The 19,400-nt window shown below is 74.6% G+C and carries 20 protein-coding genes and 1 riboswitch; of the genes, 9 read left to right on the forward strand and 11 right to left on the reverse strand.

All coding sequences use genetic code 11. From position 1 onward, the window contains the following. Positions 1-15: 15 nt before the first annotated feature. Positions 16-471 (reverse strand): GlcG/HbpS family heme-binding protein, encoded by a 456-nt coding sequence (locus tag ACI78V_RS07680; protein WP_456850242.1) that lies wholly within the window; start codon positions 469-471, stop codon positions 16-18. 165 nt (positions 472-636) lie between these two features. Here ACI78V_RS07680 and ACI78V_RS07685 point away from each other — a divergent pair, with 165 nt between their 5' ends. Beyond that, positions 637-2,340, forward strand: a complete 1,704-nt coding sequence (locus ACI78V_RS07685) for a PucR family transcriptional regulator (RefSeq protein ID WP_456850243.1) — start codon at positions 637-639, stop codon at positions 2,338-2,340. 10 nt (positions 2,341-2,350) lie between these two features. Here the strand turns inward: ACI78V_RS07685 and ACI78V_RS07690 are convergent, their stop codons facing one another. Next, positions 2,351-2,818, reverse strand: a complete 468-nt coding sequence (locus ACI78V_RS07690) for an SRPBCC family protein (protein WP_456850244.1) — start codon at positions 2,816-2,818, stop codon at positions 2,351-2,353. 70 nt (positions 2,819-2,888) lie between these two features. Continuing rightward, positions 2,889-2,954, forward strand: a riboswitch (guanidine-III (ykkC-III) riboswitch). 11 nt (positions 2,955-2,965) lie between these two features. Between ACI78V_RS07690 and ACI78V_RS07695 the strand changes: the two genes are divergently transcribed. Next, the gene (locus tag ACI78V_RS07695; protein ID WP_456850245.1) at positions 2,966-3,280 is read left to right on the forward strand and encodes a DMT family transporter; all 315 of its coding nucleotides are present in this window, start codon (positions 2,966-2,968) and stop codon (positions 3,278-3,280) included. A gap of 47 nt (positions 3,281-3,327) precedes the next feature. Here the strand turns inward: ACI78V_RS07695 and ACI78V_RS07700 are convergent, their stop codons facing one another. From ACI78V_RS07700 to ACI78V_RS07710, 3 genes are all read right to left on the reverse strand, one after another. Continuing rightward, positions 3,328-4,692 carry an amidase gene (locus ACI78V_RS07700; RefSeq protein WP_456850246.1) on the reverse strand — a complete coding sequence of 455 codons (1,365 nt, stop codon included), beginning with the start codon at positions 4,690-4,692 and terminating at the stop codon, positions 3,328-3,330. After that, positions 4,689-6,362 carry a hypothetical protein gene (locus ACI78V_RS07705; protein ID WP_456850247.1) on the reverse strand — a complete coding sequence of 558 codons (1,674 nt, stop codon included), beginning with the start codon at positions 6,360-6,362 and terminating at the stop codon, positions 4,689-4,691. Before ACI78V_RS07705 ends, ACI78V_RS07700 begins: the two co-directional genes overlap by 4 nt. A 192-nt stretch (positions 6,363-6,554) precedes the next feature. Then, positions 6,555-7,970: an MFS transporter gene (locus ACI78V_RS07710; RefSeq protein WP_456850248.1), complete on the reverse strand. Its 1,416-nt coding sequence runs from the start codon at positions 7,968-7,970 to the stop codon at positions 6,555-6,557. Positions 7,971-8,142: 172 nt separating this feature from the next. Here ACI78V_RS07710 and ACI78V_RS07715 point away from each other — a divergent pair, with 172 nt between their 5' ends. After that, positions 8,143-9,822, forward strand: a complete 1,680-nt coding sequence (locus tag ACI78V_RS07715) for a hypothetical protein (RefSeq protein ID WP_456850249.1) — start codon at positions 8,143-8,145, stop codon at positions 9,820-9,822. 60 nt (positions 9,823-9,882) lie between these two features. On the opposite strand, the gene ACI78V_RS07720 is transcribed toward ACI78V_RS07715, so the two are convergent. Continuing rightward, positions 9,883-10,086, reverse strand: coding sequence for a hypothetical protein (locus tag ACI78V_RS07720; RefSeq protein ID WP_456850250.1), 204 nt, complete (start codon positions 10,084-10,086; stop codon positions 9,883-9,885). Positions 10,087-10,246: 160 nt separating this feature from the next. On the opposite strand from ACI78V_RS07720, the gene ACI78V_RS07725 reads away from it, so the two are divergent. Next, a complete protein-coding gene (locus ACI78V_RS07725) occupies positions 10,247-10,927 on the forward strand; it encodes a hypothetical protein (RefSeq protein WP_456850251.1) in 681 nt (226 codons plus the stop codon). 29 nt (positions 10,928-10,956) lie between these two features. On the opposite strand, the gene ACI78V_RS07730 is transcribed toward ACI78V_RS07725, so the two are convergent. Genes ACI78V_RS07730 through ACI78V_RS07745 form a run of 4 tightly spaced genes read right to left on the reverse strand, consistent with a single transcriptional unit; the run spans position 10,957 to position 13,488 of the window. Next, positions 10,957-11,361 (reverse strand): arsenate reductase ArsC, encoded by a 405-nt coding sequence (locus ACI78V_RS07730; RefSeq protein ID WP_456850252.1) that lies wholly within the window; start codon positions 11,359-11,361, stop codon positions 10,957-10,959. Further along, the gene (locus ACI78V_RS07735) at positions 11,358-12,038 is read right to left on the reverse strand and encodes an arsenate reductase ArsC (protein WP_456850253.1); all 681 of its coding nucleotides are present in this window, start codon (positions 12,036-12,038) and stop codon (positions 11,358-11,360) included. The genes ACI78V_RS07730 and ACI78V_RS07735 overlap by 4 nt, the downstream gene beginning before the upstream one ends. Next, positions 12,035-13,150 carry an ACR3 family arsenite efflux transporter gene (gene arsB, locus ACI78V_RS07740; RefSeq protein ID WP_456850254.1) on the reverse strand — a complete coding sequence of 372 codons (1,116 nt, stop codon included), beginning with the start codon at positions 13,148-13,150 and terminating at the stop codon, positions 12,035-12,037. Before arsB ends, ACI78V_RS07735 begins: the two co-directional genes overlap by 4 nt. After that, positions 13,147-13,488 (reverse strand): metalloregulator ArsR/SmtB family transcription factor, encoded by a 342-nt coding sequence (locus ACI78V_RS07745; RefSeq protein WP_456850255.1) that lies wholly within the window; start codon positions 13,486-13,488, stop codon positions 13,147-13,149. Before ACI78V_RS07745 ends, arsB begins: the two co-directional genes overlap by 4 nt. A gap of 130 nt (positions 13,489-13,618) precedes the next feature. On the opposite strand from ACI78V_RS07745, the gene ACI78V_RS07750 reads away from it, so the two are divergent. Together ACI78V_RS07750 and ACI78V_RS07755 are read left to right on the forward strand one after the other, a co-directional pair. Continuing rightward, complete coding sequence (locus tag ACI78V_RS07750) at positions 13,619-14,092, forward strand: ArsI/CadI family heavy metal resistance metalloenzyme (protein WP_456850256.1); 474 nt, start codon at positions 13,619-13,621, stop codon at positions 14,090-14,092. A gap of 40 nt (positions 14,093-14,132) precedes the next feature. Then, positions 14,133-14,987 (forward strand): hypothetical protein, encoded by an 855-nt coding sequence (locus tag ACI78V_RS07755; RefSeq protein WP_456850257.1) that lies wholly within the window; start codon positions 14,133-14,135, stop codon positions 14,985-14,987. A 54-nt stretch (positions 14,988-15,041) separates the two neighbouring features. Here ACI78V_RS07755 and ACI78V_RS07760 read toward each other — a convergent pair whose 3' ends face one another. After that, on the reverse strand, positions 15,042-15,566 hold the full coding sequence (locus ACI78V_RS07760; protein ID WP_456850258.1) for a DinB family protein: 525 nt from the start codon (positions 15,564-15,566) through the stop codon (positions 15,042-15,044). A gap of 93 nt (positions 15,567-15,659) precedes the next feature. On the opposite strand from ACI78V_RS07760, the gene ACI78V_RS07765 reads away from it, so the two are divergent. The 3 genes from ACI78V_RS07765 to ACI78V_RS07775 all read left to right on the forward strand — a co-directional run bounded on the left by ACI78V_RS07765 (position 15,660) and on the right by ACI78V_RS07775 (position 19,354). Beyond that, positions 15,660-16,670, forward strand: a complete 1,011-nt coding sequence (locus ACI78V_RS07765) for a helix-turn-helix transcriptional regulator (RefSeq protein WP_456850259.1) — start codon at positions 15,660-15,662, stop codon at positions 16,668-16,670. 45 nt (positions 16,671-16,715) lie between these two features. Then, positions 16,716-17,747: a BMP family protein gene (locus ACI78V_RS07770; protein WP_456850260.1), complete on the forward strand. Its 1,032-nt coding sequence runs from the start codon at positions 16,716-16,718 to the stop codon at positions 17,745-17,747. A 62-nt stretch (positions 17,748-17,809) separates the two neighbouring features. Beyond that, positions 17,810-19,354: an ABC transporter ATP-binding protein gene (locus tag ACI78V_RS07775; RefSeq protein WP_456850261.1), complete on the forward strand. Its 1,545-nt coding sequence runs from the start codon at positions 17,810-17,812 to the stop codon at positions 19,352-19,354. Positions 19,355-19,400: the final 46 nt, after the last annotated feature.

Consider the following 19,400-nt stretch of genomic DNA (forward strand, 5'->3'; position numbering starts at 1 on the left):
CGGGTCCTGCGCCACTCAGACCAGCGCCGGGTCCTGCGCCACGTGCTCGGCGAAGGCCTGCAGCGCCGCGGCGCCCACCGCCTTGTCCTGCTCGCCGTTGCCGCCGCTCACGCCGACCGCACCCACGATCTGGCCCTCGTGCACGATCGGGAAGCCGCCGACGAAGACCGCGAACTTGCCCGGGAGCATGTGCGCGATGCCGAAGGCCTCGTTGCCCGGCAGCGCCGGCCCGTTCGGCGGCTCGTTGAACAGGTGCGTGGCCCGCTCGTGGCCGGCGGCGGTGAACGCCTTGGCCATGGAGATCTCCACGCCGGTCAGCCGGGCGCCGGGCAGCCGGTGCAGCGCCAGCACGTTGCCGCCGTCGTCGCAGACGCAGATCGTCTGCTTGACGCCGATCTCCTCGGCCTTCGCCCGGGCGGCCGCCAGCATGGGCAGGGCGTCATCGAGGGTGATGCGGAAGACCTGGTGCACGGGGTTCTCCTCCTCCGGCCCGCGGGCCGGGTCGACGGCTGCCGTCCCCCGCGGGAGTAGGGGCGGCGGAACCCCACCCTCCGCGCTGGACGGCGGTACCGGCAATGGTGAGACTGCCGTGGCAACCCGGTGCGAGCTTGTGCACTCTGACCGAAAGGACCCGTGGTGCCGCACGCCCACTCCGACGACGCGCTGACCCTCGCCCGGCTCCTCCAGGAGCCGGCGCTGCGACGGGCGCGCATCCACGCCGGGCGCGCCGGGGCGGTCACCCGGCTGGACTGGGTGACCCCGTGGTCGGTCGCGCTGACCCAGGAGGAGCCGCTCACCGGGGTGCTGGTGCACGCCCACGCCCGACAGCTGGCCGAGTCCGGCTCCTCGCTCGCCGACGCCGCCGCCCGGCTCGCGGAGTCGGGCGCGGCGGCGCTGCTGGTCGACGGGCACGCCGCCGAGCCGGCCGACGCCGCGGCCGCGGCCCGGCTGCCGCTGGTGACGATGGCCGACGCGGTGCCCTTCGCCGTGCTCAACCGGCTGGTCGCCGACCTCACCCTGGCCCGCGAGACGCACGTGCTCCGGTACGGGCTGGCCGTGCACCGCGCGCTGGCCGAGCTGCTCTACCGCGGCGCGGAGCTCTCGGCGCTGTGCAGCCAGATGGCGCGGATGTCGCAGCGCCCGGTCGCCGTCTTCGACACCCAGGGCCAGCTGGCCGCCCTGGAACAGCGGCAACCACGCACCGTGGAGGCCCCCGAGCTGGTGGCGGCGTTCACCGCGCAGGCCGAGACGCTGGGCACCGCCGCTGAGCCGACCGAGCTGCACCCCCGGCTGGCGCCGTTCACCCTCGGCGGGCGGGAGCTGTCCTGCGTGCTGACCCCGATCGTGCTGGGCGGCCGGCACGACGGCTGGATCCTGCTGCTCGAGGAGACCGACGACCCGCACCCGCACGACCTCGCCGAGCACCGGGTCCTCGTCGAGCAGGCCGCACCGATCATCGGCACCGAGATGCTGCGGCTGCGCAGCGTGCGGCGGGCCCAGGAACAGGCCCGCGGCGACTTCGTGCACGGTCTCCTGCACGGCCGGTTCGGCACGGTCGAGGACATCAGCGCCCGGGCCACGCACTACGGCTTCCCGGTGCGGTCGTGGTTCGGCGTCGTCGTGGCCTCCGGAGTCACCACGCCGGCCGACGTCGACGCGCCGGGGCGGCTGCAGGCGCTGGCCGGCCAGGCCGCGCGCCTGCTGCCCGAGCAGGAGCGGCACACGCAGGCGGCGATGGTCGGCGACGTGCTCGTGGTGGTCCGCGAGGCGGCCCGCCGGGGCTCCATGAGCACCCCGGACGCCGCGATGGACGCCGTCGCCGAGTACGCGGCCGCGCTGCACCGCTGGCTCGGCGGGCGCAAGGACCAGGGCGGTCGGCCGGTCCGCGTGGCCTACGGCCGCCCGGTGGTGGGCGCGCTGGCCATCCCCGACAGCTACCGGGAGGCCCGCCTGGCCCACGGACTGCAGGGGCGACTCGGGCTGCGGCCGGTGTGCGGGTACCAGGAGCTGCGGGTGCACGCCGTCCTCGAGGACGTCGCCGCCAGCCGCACCGGGAGGTCCTTCGCCTCCGACGTCCTGGCGCCGCTGCGGGACGCGAGCGCCGGTGACCTGGAGGCCACGGTGCTGGCCTACGTGGCCGCCGGTGGCAACGTCAACGCCGCCTCCCGCGACCTGCACATCCACCGCAACACGATGCTCTACAAGCTCGACCGGGCGTCGCGGCTGCTCGGCATGGACCTGCGGCAGGCGGAGAACCAGTTCACCGTCTGGCTGGCGCACACCCTCGACCTGCTGGCCGACACCAGCGCCGAGGTCGACCGGGTGGTCGGCCCCGACTGAGGCGGCGGGGTCAGCCGTGCTCGACGAGGGCGGCGAGCCGGTCCAGCGACAGCCGCCAGCCGGTCTCGTTGTCCGCGGGGGAGACGCCGCCGGGCAGCCCCTCGTGCACGGCGACCAGCTCGGTGCCCCCGTCGGCGTCCCGCAGCGTGATGGTGGTCGTCATCTCGCCCTGCAGGGCGGGGTCGTCGGTCTCGAACTCGTCGACCTCGACGACCAGCTCGTCCGGGACCAGCCGCGTGAACCGGCCGCGGTAGGTGTCGGTGTGCGCGGTCGTCTTGCCCACGGCGTCGGGCGCGTCGTAGGTGAGCGAGATCCGGAGGGCGCCGCCCTCGGCGCCGGTGAACTGGTGGACGGTGGAGGTCATCCCCGGCGGCACCTTCCACCGGGCGACGGCGTCGGCGTCGACGAGCGCGCGGTAGACGGCCGGACGCGGTGCGCGCAGGTGGCGGCTGACCCGGGTCGTGCTCACGGGCTGCATGGTGCCCGACGCGGCGGCCTGGTGGTGACCGATCTGACCGCCCGGCGCGGCACCGGTGTGCGAACCTGGAGGTGGGTCCGCAGCCGGACTCCCGGACGAGTGACGCCGTACCCGGACAGCGACAAGACGGCGTTCCAGGAGATCCCCGTGTACTGGTTCGTCCTCGTCCTGTCCGGTGTCCTCGAGGCCGTGTGGGCCACCGCCCTCGGCCGCTCGGAGGGCTTCACCCGCCTCGCGCCGACCGTCGTGTTCGCCGTCGGCCTCGCCGGCAGCATGGCCGGCCTCGCCTACGCGATGCGCGGCCTGCCGATCGGCACCGCCTACGCCGTCTGGGTGGGCATCGGTGCCATCGGCACCGCGGGCTACGCCATGTGGACCGGACAGGAGCCGGTCTCGGTGGTCCGGGTGCTGCTGCTCGCAGGCATCGTCGGCTGCGTCATCGGGCTCAAGGTCACCCACTAGCGCCCCCCGGGCCGGCGCCGCGCGACGCCGGCCCGCTGGGCGCCCGCTCAGCCGGCCGCGGCCGCCGCGGGAGCCAGGGCGGGCACCCGCAGGTGGTGGTCGGTGCGTGCCTGGTACCGGGCGGCCACCCCCAGCACCGTGGGGACGTCCCGGCCGGCGACCTGCAGCCCGACCGGCCGGCCGTCGGCGGTGGACCCGCACGGGACGCTGACGACGGCGGACCCGCACCAGCTGAACGGTCCGCACAGCCGCATGAGGGTGCCCACGACCGGCGAGCGCCCGGCGTCCCCCGGCCGGAAGGCGCACTCCTCGACGGTCGGCGCGGGCACCGCCGTGGTGGGCAGGACCAGCACGTCGACGTCCTCCAGCGCCGCACGCAGCCGCGACTCCAGGCCCTCGAGCGTCCGGACGGCGGCCTCCCGTTCGCGCTGCGTGATCCGCTCGGCGAGGGCGAGGTAGGAGGCCACCTCCTCGCCGTAGTGCTCCCGACGGCCGGGGTACCAGCCCGCCGCCCGGTGCACGGCGAGGAAGTCCGACAGCACGTACACCGTGCGCGGCGCGCTCCACGACGGGAAGGGCGGGACGTCCACCGGCACGGGGACGGCCCCGTCCTCCTCCAGCACCCCGACCGCCGCCTCGACCGCGGCCAGCACCTCGGGGTCGACGTCCCCGAGCGCCGCAGGCGGCACCGTGCCGACGCGCAGTCCGGTCACCGACCCGGTCAGCGGGCACGGCGTCGCCCCGAGCACCGAGAAGAGGACGGCGAGGTCCTCGGCGTCGCCCGCGATGGGCCCGCAGGTGTCGAGCCTGGGGGAGAACGGCAGGCACCCGCCGGTGGGGACGTCGGCCGGCCGCGGCCGGAGCCCCGACACCCCGCACAGTGCCGCCGGGACGCGGATCGAGCCGCCGGTGTCACTGCCCAGTGCGGCCGGGACCTGCCCCGACGCCACCGCCGCCGCGGAGCCGCCGCTGGAGCCGCCGGGGATCCGGGAGAGGTCCCACGGGTTGCGCGTGGGCGGGGTCGTGACACCGTGCGCGAACTCGTGGGTGGTCGTCTTGCCGAGCACGAGCGCGCCTGCCGCACGCAGCCGGTGCACCGCCGGGGCGTCGCGGGGCGCCGGCCGGTCGTCGGTCACCAGCGAGCCGCCGCGGGTGGGGTGCCCGCGCACGTCGATGAGGTCCTTGACCGCGATCGGCACGCCGTGCAGCGGCCCCCGGAACCGGCCGCGGGCCGCCTCCTCGGTGAGGGCCGCGGCCTCCTCCCGCGCCCGCTCCTCGTCGACCGAGACGAACGCCCGGACGGCCGGGTCGACGGCCCGCACCCGGGCCAGCGACGTCTCGAGCACCTCCAGCGGCGACACCCGCCCGGCACGGACGTCCCGGGCGGTGCCGCGGACCGTCGCCCGGCTCACCAGATCACCGCGGCGACGACGACGCTGAGGACCAGGCCGGTCACGACGGGGACGAAGAGCTTCCTCGCCAGCGTGGTGACCGGGACCCCGGTGAGGCCGGCGACCGCGATCAACGACGACCAGATGATCAGCGTGCCGCCGCCGGTCCACCCCGCTGCGTTCTGCGCGATGGCCGCGAGGGTCGCGGCGTCCGCGCCGGTCGAGGCGGCGAACGCGTCGGCCATGGACCCGGTGAACGGCAGCCCGGCCCAGCCGGAGCCGTCGAGGCCGATGAGCATGCCGGCGATCAGCATCGCGAACATGACCACCACGGAGTTGTCCGGGATGAAGCGCTCGCCGCTGGAGATGACGTCGAAGAGGAAGCCCGGGGCCTCGGCGTCCTCGGGCAGCAGCATGATCCGACCGGCGAAGTCGGAGATGCCCACGAGCACGAACCCGGCCACCGGGATCACCACGCCCATCGCGCGGAAGGCGAAGAGCAGGCCGTCGACGAAGTGCTCACCGGCCCGCTCCAGGCCGTTGCCGCCCGAGGAGGTCGTGACGCCGAGCATGAGCAGCAGGGCCAGGCCACCGACCAGCGCGGCACCCCAGCCGGGCTCGACCTCGGGCACCAGGTCGGTGACCTTGCCGAGCAGCAGGTAGGCCACCAGGGCCGCGAACGCCAGCGGGACGGCGACCGCGTACAGGCGGGCGTGCCGGGTCCGCAGCGGGGCGGCGGTGCCGCCGTCGTCGTCCCCGGCGGAGTCGCTGCCGCCGAGCGGCCCGTGCCCGTTGCCGCTCGCGGGGCCGTGCCCGTTGCCGCCGAGCATCCCGTGCCCGTTGCCGCCCGCCGGCCCCGGACCGTTGCCCGAGCCGGTGCCGCCGACGACGTCCGTCGCGGTGGCCGTGCCGCCCGAGGCCACCCGCAGCGGCTCCCCCTTGGTCGTGAGGGCGGCCCCGACGGTCGCCGGGATCTCGGCGAGGCTGACCGTCCGGGTCCTCGGCGTCGTCGCCGTCGGGCTCCCGGCCGCCCCGTCACCGGGCAGCACGCCGCTCCGGGAACCGCGACGCACGTGCAGGAACCAGGTCATCGTGAGGGCCACGACGCCGACGACCAGGCTGAGCACGAGCGCCTTGTCGGCGATGTCGCCGGCGGGTACCCCGGCGCCGCCGGCCGACAGGCTCGGTGCGACGCCGATGACGTAGTCGGAGGCGAGCGCCATGCCCTGCCCGGCGATCGCGATCGCCATCGCCGCGCCCAGCGGGGAGAGCCCGGCGGCGATCGCCGCGGGCAGCAGGGTGGCGGCGACGAGGGCCAGCGTCGGCGTCGGCCAGAAGACCAACGAGAGCAGGTAGGTGACGACGAACAGGGCGACGTAGGAGACCGGCCCGTTCTTCATGAGCCGGGCCAGCGGCGCGATCATCCGCCGGTCGGCCCCGACCGCCCGCAGCGCGCCGAGCAGCGCGGTCACGACGGTCAGCACCAGGAAGATGCTCAGCAGCTCGGTGGTCGCCACCATGCTGGCGCTGAACACCGAGCCGAGGCCGTTGAGGAAGTCCCCGGTGAACAGCCAGGTCGTCACGAACGTGGCGATGATCGCGGGGACGATCACGTTCTTCCGCAGCAGCATCACGACGATCAGTGACGCGACTCCCGCCATGTAGACCCAGTGAGCGGCCGTCAGCTGCATGGTGCCTCCCGGTTCGTGCACGAGGCCCGGCCGCCTGGAGTGGCCGACCGTGCCGGACGGTGGACAGGGCCACCGCGACTCCGGTGACCGTTCGCCGAAAGCTAGCGGCGTCCGTGACCTAGATCACCAGCACGGTGCCCAGCGCTGACCACGCAATTTGTGCAGGGTGCCCACCCGGAGCGCCCGGCGGCGTCAGCCTGCGGTGAGCTGCGGAGCCGGTCGGCCGGCGGGCGCGTCGGGTACCTCTCGTCCGGCGAAGCTGAGCGCCAACCCGGCCACGGCGACCGCCGCGCAGCCCCCGAACAGCCAGCCGAGCGCGTGGGGGTAGGTGGCGGCGACCCCGGCCGCGCCGACCGAGGCCCCGACGAACCGCATCATGTTGAACAGCCCGAGTCCGGCACCCCGCTGGCCGGCCGGCGAGCGCGTGGCGCCGCTCAGCGACGGCGTCTGCACCAGCGCGACCCCGAGTCCGGCCACCACCAGGACGACCGCGATCGGCGGCACCGCCGTCGCGCCCGCGCCCAGGAGCACGCCGAGGACGACGGAGACGGCGAACAGCACGCCCAGACCGGTCCGCAGCACCGGTCGTGGACCGATCCGGTCGGCCAGCAGGCCGACCAGTGGTGCCGAGGCCGCCCACACCACCGGCAGCAGGAAGACCAGCAGACCGGTCGCGGTGCCCGACAGCCCGGCGACGCCGGTCAGGTGCAGCGGCACGGCCACGAGGACGGAGAACAGCGTCACCTGCTGGACGAAGACACCGGTGGCGCTGCGCAGCCAGCGGATCTCGACGAGCAGCCGCGGGTCGATGAACGGCTGCGCACGGCGCAGCCCGGAGACGACGAAGGCGGCCAGCGCCGCGACCCCGAGGGCGACCCCGGCCAGCGGCACCCACCCCGGGACGCCGTCCTGGGGAGCCGCGGTGACCGCCGCCATCAGCGCGGCCACGCCGAGGGTGAGCGAGCCGACCCCGGGGACGTCGATGGGGGCGCGCGCCCCGCCGTCCCGGGGGACGACGCTGACGGCGAGGACCAGCACCGCCACGGTCACCGGCACCAGCGCCCAGAAGATCGACCGCCAGCCCCACGCGTCGGCGAGCAGGCCACCGACCGGCGGCCCCACGGCCTGGCCGATGCCGTTGGCCGTGCCCCACGCGCCCATCACCCGGTTGCGCCGACTGGCCGGCCAGCACCGGGCGAGGGTGCCCATGACCGCGGTGGGGACGGCGGCGCAGCCGAGTCCCTGCACTGCCCGGCTGGCCACGAGCGTGGGCAGCGTGGGCGCGAGCGCGGCGCCGACGGTGCCGACGAGGAGCACCGCCAGGGCGAGCACCAGGGTGCGGCGGCGGCCGAGCCGGTCACTGATCCAGCCGGTCAGCGGCATGGCCACGGCCAGCACCAGCACCGACGCGGAGGCGACCAGCACGCCCTGGCTGACCGGGGCGCCGTAGTCGTCGGTGATCTGGCGCAGCGGCACGTTGACCACGTTGTTGCTGACGGTGCCGAGGAACGTGGCGCCGAGCAGCGCGGCGAGCAGCCAGCCGGCCCGTGGGGGTGCCTCGGACCCGGCTGCCGCGGTTCGGTCGTGCTGCGTCGCGGTGCCGGTCACAGACGTCCTCCCCGTTCACGTACGGGGAACAGCCTGCCAACGTGCCTTGAACGCGGCCACGGCAGGCTGCACATTCGGAGGTGGGGCGAGTGTGCACTTCGTTCATGGACGGCGTCTGCGCGGTCGGGGAGCTTTTCCCACCAACACATTGGGCTCACCCGTAGGGGCGTCGATGCAACTCACAGCAGCGCACTGGGTCTTCCTGGCCGGGGTGGTCGTCATCCTCGCCACGATGATCATGCGCAAGAACATCGTGGTGCCGGCAGTGGTGGCCACGTTCCTCACCGCCCTCGTGTGGTCGGGGAGCCTCGCGACCGGTCTGTCGTCGGTCTTCAACGCCAGCCTCACCGCAGCCACCAGCCTGTTCAACATCTTCCTGATCATCGCCATGGTCACCGCGATGCTGCGGTCCCTGGAGGGGCTCGGGTCGGACAAGCGGATGGTCACGCCCTTCCGCCGGGTCATGCGCAACGCGCACCTGTCCTGGTGGACGCTGGTGATCGTCACGTACTTCATCTCGCTGTTCTTCTGGCCCACCCCCGCGGTGCCGCTGGTCGGGGCCGTGCTGGTGCCGGTCGCCATCCGTGCCGGCCTGCGGCCGCTCGCGGTCGGCTTCACCATCGCGATCGCCGGGCAGGGCATGGCCCTGTCGTCCGACTACGTCATCGGGGTCGCGCCGCAGCTGTCGGCGACGGCGGCCAACGCCGACCCGATGGTCGTGGCCGACCGGGCCTTCGTGCTGTCGTTGATCGTCGGCGGTGTCGCGCTGGCCATCGGCTACGCGATGGAGATCCGCAAGATGCGGCGGCCCTCCGACGAGCTGCTCGCCGAGTGGGAGAGCACGGCAGACCGGCGCAGCGGCACGGCCGACGCCGAGGCGGTCGAGGCCGCCGCTGAGGGGGGCCCGGCTGACGGCGCCGGCGGACCCGGTGGTGGGCTGCCGACGGACGGCACCGGTGGCGGCGGACCGTCGAGCGGCGGTCAGCGGGAGCTCGTCGGCGTCGGCGGCACCGCGCCCACGGCGCCGCGGGATGAGGCCCAGGTCATCGCCCAGCGGCTGAGCAAGGGGCGGGCGCTGATCGGCACCCCGGCCGGGGGCCCGGTTCCGCCCGAGCAGCACACCATCACCCCGGTCGAGAGGCCGCTGGCGTCCAAGGCGTTCGCCCTGCTGGTCCCGCTGGCGTACCTGACCCTGATCGTCTACCTGGTCGTGGCCAGCGTCTCGGAGTCCGTGCCGGATCTCCAGGGTGGTGACGCGGCGGCCCTGGTCGGCGGTATCGCGCTGCTGGTCATGTTCGGCGCGGCGTACGCCCGCAGCGGGAACAAGTTCCTGGAGACCTCGGCCGACCACATCGTCGACGGCCTGGTGTTCGCCTTCAAGGCGATGGGCGTCGTCCTCCCCATCGCCGGCTTCTTCTTCCTCGGCAACAGCGAGTTCGCCGCCTCCATCCTGAGCATCCCGGAGGGCCAGACCGCGCCGAACCTGCTGTTCGACCTCGTGGTGGCCGGTCAGGACCAGCTGCCGGCGAACGCCCTCCTCACCGCGTTCGGCGTCATGGTCGTCGGCGTCGTCGCCGGTCTGGACGGCTCGGGCTTCTCCGGCCTGCCGCTCACCGGCGCGCTGGCCGGCTCCCTCGCCGAGGGGGCGGGGGTCAGCAGCCCGACGCTGGCGGCCATCGGGCAGATGGGCAACATCTGGTCCGGCGGCGGCACACTGGTCGCATGGTCGTCCCTGCTCGCGGTCGCCGGCTTCGTCCGGGTACCCGCGGTGGAGCTGGCCCGCCGCTGCTTCCTGCCCGTCATGGCCGGCCTGGCGGTCGCGACGGTGCTCGGGGTGCTCGTCTTCGGCTAGCGCCCGGCCGCACAGCAGCCCCGGACCGCACGCGGTCCGGGGCTGCCGTGCGTCCCGGGGTCAGGCGTGCAGGTGTCGCGACGAGGTGCTGAAGACCTGCCGCCACACCACGGCGAGCGCGCGGACGGCGTAGACCGCGGCCACCAGCGGGCCGAGCACCTCCCACACGAGGGGGGCGTCCCACACGAGGGGGAGCACCCCGAGCACCGCGACGATCAGGGCGGGGCCGGCGAGCGTCTTCGCCAGGGGCGTGCGTTCCTGCATGACCGCAGTGTTCCCCGGCGGTGACCGGCGTGTTGCCGCGGAGGCCGCTCTCCCGCCCGGCTGTGGGCACTCTCACGCCCGCGCGGGCAGCAGCCCCGTCAGCGATGCCCCGCTCGCTAGCCTGCGGACACCGAGCCCCGGTGAGGGGAGGGGACGCTCCGTGCACACCCCAGCGCTCGTCGGTCCCGCGGTGGTCTCGGCGGTCGAGCTACCGGCCCTGACGTTCGACCGGAGCGTCGACGTGGGTGCCTTCCTCGCCTTCGTGACGTTGGTCGCGGGCTTCCTCGCCTGGGTCTACAAGACCGTGAAGGAGTGGCGGAGGGACGCCATGAGGGAGGCGCAGAACGGAGCCCTGAGACTGCTGCTGAAGATCCTCAGGGAGCGCTACGCGCGCGACGGCGAGCCGGTCACCTTCCTCGAGCTCCGGGCGGACTTCGAGCGGCCGGAGCGGAAGGCCGAGCGCAAGGCGTACACGGGTCGGGACTTCCGGTTCACCGGCGATCCCCACTTCGAACAGGCCGTCTACGCGCTGCACTGGGAGTTCAAGGTCGACTTCGCCCCCGGAGACAGGATCCTCTTCCGTGCCCATCGGGACGAGCCCGTGGCGCACCCCCGCCTGGAGGTGCAGCTGCCTGCGACCACCGTCCTGCAGACCTTCGAGAACGCGCTGGCGGACCCGGGCGTGAGCGGGTTCGAGCTCGAGACCCTCGGGCGCCTGGCCGCTGCGGCCGATCCGGATCGCACGGTCCGGGTCATCCGGGACGAGATCGCGGCAGCCGACGGTGACGCCGGACGATGCCGGCACCTGCTCGGCCTCACGGCGCGTCTCCGGGGGTGGTGACGGGCCGGACCCGGAGGTCGAGCCGGCCGTCACGCCTGCGCGGGCAGCAGCTCCGTCAGCAGTGCCCGCACCCGGTCCTCGATCTCGTCCCGGATGGGCCGGACGGCGTCGACCCCCTTGCCGGCCGGGTCCGCCAGCTGCCAGTCGAGGTAGCGCTTGCCGGGGAAGACCGGGCAGACGTCGCCGCAGCCCATGGTGATGACGACGTCGGAGGCCTCCACCGCCGCAGGTGTCAGCACCTTCGGCCGCTGGTCGGTGATGTCGATGCCGACCTCCGCCATGGCCGCGACGGCCGCGGGGTTGACCTGCTCGGCGGGCAGCGACCCGGCCGAGCGGACCTCGACGGCGTCCCCGGCGAGGTGCCGCAGCCAGCCGGCGGCCATCTGGGACCGGCCGGCGTTGTGCACGCAGACGAACAGGACCGACGGCGTCATGGGGTGACCTCGGGGGGAACGGTTCCGGCGGAGGAGGAGGTGATCTCGGCGAGCAGGCCGCGCACCCGGGCGTCGAGGTCGTCGCGGATCGCGCGGACCTCGTCGAGGGGTCGGCCGGCGGGGTCGTGGACCTGCCAGTCCAGGTAGCGCTTGCCGGGGTACACCGGGCAGGCGTCGCCGCAGCCCATGGTCACCACCACGTCGGCGGCGCGGACGACGTCGTCGGTGAGCGGCTTGGGGAAGGCGTCGGCCAGGTCGACGCCGACCTCCGCCATGGCCGCGACGACGGCATCGTCGATGTCGGGGGCCGGTCGCGACCCGGCGGACCGGACGTGCACCTGGTCGCCGCCGTGGTGCGCCATGAGGCCGGCGGCCATCTGGGAGCGCCCCGCGTTGTGCACGCAGACGAACAGGACCTCCCAGACGTCGCGGGCGATGGCGCCCTCCGCCTGGGCGAGCGCGGTGAGGCGCTCGGTGGCCAGGCGCGCGGTGAGCAGTGGCAGGTGCGCGCCCACGGTGGCGGTGGCCGCCAGGGCGACGAAGGACTCGTGGACGTAGCGGTCGATCGTCTCCCGGGTGAAGACGCCGGTGAGGCGATCGGCCAGCTCGTCGGTCAGCCGGGTCAACGTGGCGTCCGCGGCGAGCAGGCCGCGCAGCCCGTGGAGGTGGCTGGTCATGCAGGGGTCCGATCGGGTCGAGTGGGCTCGTGGCCGGGGGGGAAGCGGCGCGCGGCCCACAGGGCCACGTAGACGAGGGCGACCAGGACCGGCACCTCGATGAGCGGCCCGACGACGCCGGCCAGCGCCTGGCCGGACGTGACGCCGAAGGTGCCGATGGCCACCGCGATGGCCAGCTCGAAGTTGTTGCCGGCGGCGGTGAACGCCAGCGTGGCCGTCTTGGCGTAACCCAGGCGCAGCCGCATCCCGAGCAGGAAGGAGCCGCCGAACATCAGCGCGAAGTACGCCAGCAGGGGGAGGGCGATGCGGGCGACGTCCCACGGCCGGGAGGTGATCGCCTCGCCCTGCAGGGCGAAGAGCATGACGATCGTGAACAGCAGTCCGTAGAGCGCGACCGGCCCGATGCGCGGGAGGAAGCGGCCCTCGTACCAGTCCCGGCCCTTCCGGCGCTCGCCGACCGTCCGCGTGAGGAAGCCCGCCAGCAGCGGGATGCCGAGGAAGACCAGCACCGACAGCACGATCGCCCAGACGCTGAACTCCGCGGACGTCGTCGGCAGGCCCAGCCAGCCGGGCAGCACCTGCAGGTAGAACCAGCCCAGCGCGGCGAAGGCCAGGATCTGGAACACCGAGTTGACCGCCACCAGCACCGCGGCGGCCTCGCGGTCGCCGCAGGACAGGTCGTTCCAGATCAGCACCATGGCGATGCAGCGGGCCAGGCCGACGACCACCAGGCCGGTGCGGTACTCGGGCAGGTCGGGCAGCAGCAGCCACGCCAGCGCGAACATCAGCGCCGGGCCCACCAGCCAGTTGAGCACCAGGCTGGCGGCCATCAGCCGCCGGTCGCCGGTCACCCGGTCCAGCTCGGAGTACCGGACCTTCGCCAGCACCGGGTACATCATCAGGACCAGCCCGACGGCGATCGGCAGGCTGACGTTGCCCACCTCCACCGCCGACAGCGCGTCGTCCAGGCCCGGCACCCAGCGGCCGAGCAGCAGGCCGAGCGCCATCGCCGCCACGATCCAGACCGGCAGGAACCGGTCGAGGGTGGACAGCCGCCGCAGCACCGGCGCCTCGGGCGGCGCCACTGCGGTCTCGCCGACGACGTCGCTCACGCCGGCACCGCCGCGGTGTCGAACAGCCCGGCGACGGCGGCCAGCGCCTCGCGGCGCACGGCGTAGTAGACCCACACGCCGCGCTTCTCGCGGTCGAGCAACCCGGCGGAGTGCAGCACCTTGAGGTGGTGGCTGATGGTCGCCTGGGTCAGGTCGAAGGCGTCGTTGAGGTCGCACACGCAGGCCTCGCCGGTGGCGCTCGAGGCAATCAGGCTGACCAGGCGCAGCCGCACGGGGTCGGCCAGTGCCTTCAGCAGGGGGGCGACCTGCTCGGCCTGCTCGGCGGACATGGCCGTACCGGTGAGCGGCGTGCAGCACGCCAGGCCGGGGTCACTCATCGGGTCTCCTCCGGTGGACATCGCCGCCCATCGTAACGACATCCGTCATATTGACAAACGTCGATGTCTGGTGGTCCCCTGGACCGGGACATCGACACCTGTCGATGTCCGCGCCTTGAGGAGGTCTCCCGTGTCCCGTGTCCAGCTCGCCCTCCGCGTCGCCGACCTCGACGCCGCCGTCGACTTCTACTCGCGGCTGTTCGGCACCACCCCAGCCAAGCGTCGCCCCGGGTACGCGAACTTCGCCGTCGCCGAGCCGCCGCTGAAGCTGGTGCTCCTCGAGGGCGCCGCCGGTGAGCCCACCCGCATGGACCACCTGGGCGTCGAGGTCGCCTCGACGGAGGAGGTCTCCGCGGCCACCACGCGGCTGGCCGGGGCGGGACTGGCCACGCGGGTCGAGGACCGGACCACCTGCTGCTACGCCGTCCAGGACAAGGTGTGGGTGACCGGACCCGGCGGCGAGCCCTGGGAGGTCTACACGGTCACCGGTGACGCCCGCCCGGACCTGGAGGGGGAGAAGGCCCTCGAGCTCTCCGCCGTCGGCGGCGACGGCAGTTGCTGCGTGCCCGGCGAGGACGGAGCCGGCGTCGCCACGTGCTGTTGACCGGCCACCCCCCGGGGCCGGCCGTGGCAGGGTCGGCCCCGTGGACCTCGACGACGTCGCCGACGAGCTCTACGAGGTGCCGCCCGAGGAGTTCACCGCGCTGCGCAGGCAACGCCAGCACCGGGCGAGGGACGACGGCGACCGCCCGCTGGCCAAGGCGATCGGCGCGCTGCCCAAGCCCTCGGCGGCGGCCTGGGTGTGCAACCTGCTCGTGCGCGAGCACCGCGCGGAGATCGAGGGCCTGGTCGAGCTCGGCGGGATGCTGCGGGTGGCGCAGGAGAACCTCGCCGGCGACTCGCTGAAGGCGCTCAACCGGCAGCGTTCCCAGCTGCTCACCGCCCTCACCCGGCAGGCCAGTGCCCTGGCCCGGGAGCGCGGCCACCGGGTCAGCAGCTCCGTCGAGGCCCAGGTCGAGGACACGCTGCGCGCGGCCATGGCCGACCCCGAGGCCGGGGAGGCGCTGCTGTCCGGCCGGCTCACCGCACCGATGTCCTACAGCGGCATGGGGACGACGGGCGTGCGGCCGGCACTGCGGCTGGTCGCCCCACCCCGCCCGGAGACGCCGGCCGCGCCGACCCGGGCCCGCGGGGGAGACGCCGCCGAGCGTCGGCGGCAGCGGGAGGAGGCCACCGCGGTCGCCGCGGAGACGCGCGCCGCCGCCGAGGAGCAACGGCACCGGGTCGACGACCTCGACGCCCGCCGGGCCGACCTGCAGGCGCGCGTCCAGGAGCTCGCCGACGAGCTGGCCCGGCTCGAGCGCGAGGCGGCGGAGACCGGCGAGGAGCTCCAGCGCGCCGAGCGGCACCGCCGGACCGCCGAGCGCCGGGCGACCGAGGCCGCCGCCGCCCGTGACCGCGCGCTGGACCACGTCGCCGAGCTGGAGGCGGAGGGCTGAGTTCCCCCGTGCCGCCGTCCGGGAGGACCCGCCGAGACGGGCGGGCCGGCGCTGTCAGCCCATCGTCTTCTGGCCGTCGAGGGACTCCCGCAGGATGTCGGCGTGCCCGGCGTGCTGGGCGGTCTCCGCCACGATGTGCAGGAGGACCCGGCGGGCCGACCGGACCGCGCCCGGCTGGAACCACGGCGCCTCCGGGAGCGGGTGGGTGGCGTCGAGGTCGGGCAGCGTGCGCACCAGCTCGTCGGTGCGCCGGGCCACCTCCTCGTAGTGGGCGAGGAGCCCCTCCAGCGTCTCGTCCGGCCCCATCCGGAACTGCTCGGCCCACGCCGCCATCTGCTCCGCGTCGTCCGGACCGGGCATGGACGAGGGGCCCTCCAGGACGAACCGCACCCAGCCCGCCTCCTGCGCGGCGACGTGCTTGACCAGCCCGCCGAGGGTGAGCTCGCTGGCCGTCGTCCGCTGCCGGGCCTGCTCGTCGGTGAGCCCTCGGACCGTGTGGCGCAGGAAGTGCCGGTGGGCGGCGAGGGTCTCCAGCAGGTCCGCCCGCTCGCCGGTGAGGGTGCCCGTCGTGCTGGTCATGGTGTCCGCCTTCCGTCTCGGGTCGTCGGTCACGGACGACGTTAGGGACCATCGGTGCCAGTTCCTGTCCGCGATCGACGGGATCCTGGCGGCATGGCGGACACCGGGAACCGCACCCTGCGGCTGCTCTCCCTCATGCAGAACCGGCGGCACTGGGCCGGCGCCGAGCTGGCCGAGCGGCTCGGGGTCTCGCTGCGCACCCTGCGGCGCGACGTCGACCGGCTGCGCGACCTCGGCCACCCGGTCGAGGCCCGGCCGGGGGTCGACGGCGGCTACCGGCTCGCGCCCGGCGCGGCGCTGCCGCCGCTGGTCCTCGACGACGAGGAGGCCGTCGCGCTCGTGGTCGGCCTGCAGGCGGCGGCGCAGAGCGCGATCGCGGGGACGGCGGAGTCGTCGGTGCGCGCGCTGACCAAGGTGGTGCAGGTGCTGCCGCCCCGGCTGCGCCGCCGAGCCGACGCGCTGCGGGCGGTCACCGAGCCGGCCGGGTGGCGGGACACCCCGGCGGTCATCGACCCGGAGGTGCTGACCACCGTCGCGCAGGCCTGCCGCGACACCGAGCGGCTCGCGTTCGGCTACACCGCGGCGGACGGGACCCCGACCGAGCGCGAGGTGGAGCCCGCCCGGCTGGTCCCGCTCGGGCGGCGCTGGTACCTGGTCGCCTACGACCTCGACCGCGGCGGCTGGCGGAGCTTCCGGCTGGACCGGCTGAGCGGGCCGCGGCCCACCGGGGCCCGTTTCGCGCCGCGGCGGCTGCCGGCCGAGGACGCCGCCGCCTTCGTGCGGGCCGGGATGGGGCCGTGGGCCGCGCCGGTGGCCGTGGAGGCGGTGGTCGCGGCCCCGGCCGACCGCGTGCGGGCCCGCATCGGCCGCTGGGCGCGGGTGGTCGAGGAGGGGCCCGCGCGCAGCCGGGTGCACCTGGAGACCGACAGCCTGGACTGGCCGGCGTTCGCCCTCGGCTCGCTGGGGGCGGAGTTCACCGTGGTCACCCCGCCCGAGCTGCGCGGACTCCTGGGGGAGTGGGCGGACCGGTTCGGCCGGGCAGCGGTCGGTATCGATTCGGTCTCGGCTGGCCCCGGTGTCGAGGGCCCCGTGACACGGGGCTGACAGGCTCCCTCAACCCGACCGTGCGACCGAGGATGGTGCCCGTCCATGCGACCCGCCCGCGTGCTGCTCCGCTCCACCGCCCTGTGCTCCGCCCTGCTGCTGACCGTGACCGCCTGTGGTGGTGGCGACGACGGCGGCGGTGGCGGTGGCGGAGGCGGCACCGACGGCGAGGCGCCCCGGATCGCCGCGGTCTTCTCCGGGACGACGACCGACGCCGACTACACCTTCCTGGGCCTCGAGGCGCTGCAGGCGGCCGAGGCCGAGTACGGCGCGGAGACCACCTACTCGGAGAGCGTGGCGGTGCCCGACGCGCAGCGGGTCCTGCGCGAGTACGTCGCCGACGGCTACACAGTCATCTGGACCCACGGCAGCCAGTTCTACGACGCCACCGTCGCGGTCGCCGAGGAGGCGCCGGACGTCGTCTTCATCGCCGAGCAGGACACCCAGCCCGAGGACGTCCCCGAGAACGTGTGGGTGCTCGACCGGAACTTCCACCTGGCCTTCTACCCGCTGGGCGTGCTGGCCGCGGCGACCACGCAGAGCCAGCAGATCGCCTACCTGGGCGGGGCCACCCTGCCGTTCAGCTACTCCGAGGTGCACGCCGTCGAGCAGGCGTTGGAGGACGTCGGGTCCACCGCGACGCTCACCCCCGTGTGGACCGGTGACCTCAACGACCCGACCCGCGGCCAGCAGTTCACCAGCCAGCTGATCGCCGGCGGCGCCGACGTCGTCCTCGGCTCGCTGAACCTCGGCATGGTCGGCGCCTTCGAGGCGGTCAAGGCCGAGCCCGCCGGCGCGGTCCGGATCACCGCGAAGTACACCGACAAGTCCGACCTGGCCCCCGACCACTACCTCACCTCGGTGCTCTACGACTTCAAGGTGATGCTCGACGAGATCCTCGGCCAGGTGCAGGACGGCGAGACCGGCGGCTACCTCGGCATGACCTTCGAGCAGGGCATCTCGCTGCAGCCGCCGGCCGGCGTCGACCAGGCCGTGGTGGACCAGGTCGACGAGGTGATCGCGGGCCTGAGCAGCGGCGAGATCGAGGTCGAGCGCGACGTGACCCCGGTCGAGTGACGACGGCGGAGCAGTCGCGGGCGGGGGGACCACCCCCGCCCGCGGGACGGGTGCCGCTGTCGATGAGCGGCGTGACCAAGTCGTTCGGGTCGGTCCAGGCGCTGGTCGACGCGGACTTCGAGCTCGCCGCCGGTGAGGTGCACGGCCTCGTCGGCGGCAACGGCGCCGGCAAGACCACCCTCATGAACGTCCTGTACGGCCTGTACCGGCCCGACGCGGGGACCATCCGGGTCGACGGGCAGGAGGTGCACGTCCGCTCACCGCGCGACGCGATCGGGCTGGGCATCGGCATGGTGCACCAGCACCTGCTCCAGGTGCCCGCGTACACGGTGGTGGAGAACGTCGTCGTCGGCACCAGCGGTGGCTCGGGCGGGCTGCGCGGGGCCAGCCGGCGGATCGCCGAGCTCTCCGACCGCTTCGGCCTGGCCGTCGACCCGCGGGCGCGCACCGACCGGCTGTCGGTGGGGGCGCGGCAGCGGGTCGAGATCCTCAAGGTGCTGTACCGCGGGGCGCGGATCCTCGTCCTCGACGAGCCCACGACCAACCTGACGCCCCAGGAGGTCGACGCGCTGTTCGCCTCGCTGCGCGAGATCGTCGCCGAGGGCACCAGCGTCGTGTTCATCTCGCACAAGGTGCGCGAGGTGCTGGCCATCTGCGACCGCATCTCCGTCATGCGCGACGGCCGCCGGCTCACCACGGTCCGCCGGGAGGAGACCGACGCCGCGGGCGTGGCCGGCCTCATGGTCGGGGAGCTGGCCGACGAGCAGTCCACGGAGGTCGCCGCCGCGCTGGGCCTGTCCCCGGTGGGGACCGCCGTGGCGGACGCGCCGGAGCACCCGGCCACCGGGTCGGCGGTGCGGCTGGCCGTCTCGGCGCTGGAGGTCGACAACGACCACGGGGTGCCGGCGCTCCACGGACTGGACATCGCCGTCCGGTCGGGGGAGGTCCTCGGCGTGGCCGGCGTCGCCGGCAACGGCCAGGTCGAGCTGGCCGAGGCGCTCGCCGGCGTCCGCCCGGTGCGCTCCGGCAGCGTGACCGTCGACGGCACCGAGCTAGCCGGGCGGCCGACGTCGCGCTGGCTGGCCGCCGGCGTCGCCTACGTCCCCGAGGACCGCCACCGCGACGGCATCCTCGGCGCGGCGTCGGTCACCGACAACCTGCTGCTGGGCTCCCAGCGCGACCCCGCGTTCCGCCGTGCCGGGCTCATCGACTGGCGGGGCGTGCGCGAGCACGCCCGGCGCACCATCGAGCGCTACTCGATCCGGACACCGGGGCCCGACGCCCCCGCGGCCAACCTCTCCGGCGGCAACATCCAGCGGCTGGTGCTGGCCCGGGCGTTCGAGCGGGAGCCGTCGGTGCTGGTCCTGCAGAACCCCACCCGCGGGCTGGACCTCCGCTCCACCCGCTTCGTCTACGACCGTGTCGAGGAGGCCCGCGACCGCGGCTGCGCCGTCGTGCTCATCTCCGAGGACCTCGACGAGCTGAGCCTGCTCGCCGACCGCATGGTGGTCCTCTACTCCGGCCAGGTGGTCGGTGAGCGCGCCCGCGGGGACTTCGACGCCTACGCACTCGGCCGGCTGATGGCCGGCGTCCGGGAGGACGCATGAACGCACCCCGTCACGGCGCCCCGCCGGCGCTCCGCGTCCCCGCGGG

This window comes from Geodermatophilus sp. SYSU D00742, from assembly GCF_054049935.1.